3 protein-coding genes are annotated in these 1749 nt (G+C 66.6%); all 3 read left to right on the top strand.

The window, feature by feature from the left end; translation table 11 throughout:
* Nucleotides 1-500 (top strand): hypothetical protein (locus AB0G02_RS38515; RefSeq protein WP_360804945.1); only part of this gene is annotated, 500 nt, incomplete at its 5' end.
* A gap of 375 nt (nucleotides 501-875) precedes the next feature.
* Entirely contained in the window at nucleotides 876-1361 is a 486-nt protein-coding gene (locus tag AB0G02_RS38520; protein ID WP_360804948.1) for a hypothetical protein, read from the top strand.
* Nucleotides 1362-1444: 83 nt separating this feature from the next.
* A partial coding sequence (locus tag AB0G02_RS38525; RefSeq protein ID WP_360804951.1) for a transposase occupies nucleotides 1445-1749 on the top strand: 305 nt, incomplete at its 3' end.

Genomic DNA, 1749 nt, shown 5'->3' on the forward strand with positions numbered 1-1749 from the left:
CCCTGTGGCATGTCATCGACGGCAAGGGCGAGAAGATCAAGGGGTTGCCCGACGACGACTCGAACGTCACCGCCGTGCGCAAGGTCGTCGCCCTGCACTCGGGCGTGGTGGACAACCGGACACCGGAGACGGTCTGGGACAGCGTCGAGCACGAGTTCTCCTTCTACCACCGCGATTTCGTCCAGCGGTTGGATTCGGAGCAGTACCGCGACAAGCTCGTGCGGTTGTTCGGCGACAACGCGCTGAGCACTCGACAGGTGTCGGTCGCCTGGTACGAGTCCACGTTTCACGAGGGCATGCGGACCGCCGAGGTCCGAATGGAGAGCACCTTCGAGTTCACCACGGCGTCACCGGACTACCTCGCGGCCAACCGGTTCGAGCTGAACAAGCCGTACACGCAGCGCCGGACGGTCAGCCTGAGCCTCGAAGGCGACACGTGGCGCATCGGCATGATGGAGAAAGAACCACTGACCAAGTCCGCCGGCAAACCCGGCGGCTGACGTGGTGCGGTAAGCGCGACGTTCGCGAGCCGCACGACGATGTGCGCCCTTGCCGCGACGGCTCGCCACCGCCCGGGCCGGCAACGGGTGCGCCCCGTTCGCCGAGCAGAGCCGCCCTCGGCCTCGACCACAGGGCTGTGGCCCCTCGGTCGACCGGCTTCCAACGGATGCACGACCGCGGGTTGCCCCCTTCATACCGCCGGGGCTCATCCGATCGGACCAGTGCCCGTCTCACCCCATGAGCCGATGGTGCGCATGGCATCGCGGTGACAGGCTCAGGCGTCGGATTCTCTTACACCACAACAACAAGGAGATCAAGCGATCCGCCGCCGCCTTGCCGCCCTGCTGTCCACCGCCGCCCTGACCTTGGTGCCCGTGGCCGTCGTCACCGGGGCGACCACCGCGCACGCCGCGGACAACCCGATGGTCGTCTGCGAGGACGCCAACAACGAGATCGACGTCAACTTCACCGGCAACACCGCCCAGGTGAGAACCTCCATCCACCACGGTTGCGTCTCACTCGAGGTCCCCACCATCGTCTACGGCCGGGTCCAACCCACCTCCGGCACCGCCACCGGCAGCCAGTCCAACGCCACCGTCACCATCCCCGACTGGACGATCCGCTTCTACGACGCCAGCGACAACTGGGTCGCCACCTCTCGCGTCGACATCACCGCCACCTACCTCGGCCCCCTGGCCAACGTCATGGCCGGCACCATGATGTCGACCAACCCGAACGTGCACGTGACCGTCGGCACCGCCAGCCGCGCCTGCACCACGCCCACCCACTGCACCTACTACAACACCGCGCTCGATATCCTGGACGTCGCCATCAATATCGGGGTGACCCTGACGAACTAACGGCCGTGACCACTAGGAGCTGTTTGTGGTTCGGATCTAGGTCAAGCCGGGTGGTGTGCTGGTAGGGCTGGTAGAACACGGGTGTGGCGCGTTTTGATCTGACCGATGCCGAGTGGGCGTTGATCGAGCCGCACGTGCCGGTGGCGGCCACCGGGCCGTTGCCGCGTCGGGTGCGGGATCAGTTCAACGGGATCCTGTGGCGGTTCCGCACCGGGTCGGGCTGGCGTGACGTCCCGGAACGGTACGGGCCCTGGTCCACGGTCTATTCCCGGTTCAACGCCTGGGCCAAGGCCGGGGTGTTCCAGGGGTTGATGGACGCGTTGATCGCCGAGGCCGCCTCCCGCGGGCAGGTCGGGTTGGAACTGGTGAGCGTGGACTCCACGATCGT

This window comes from Actinosynnema sp. NPDC023658 (assembly GCF_040639995.1).
Taxonomy (GTDB): domain Bacteria; phylum Actinomycetota; class Actinomycetes; order Mycobacteriales; family Pseudonocardiaceae; genus Actinosynnema.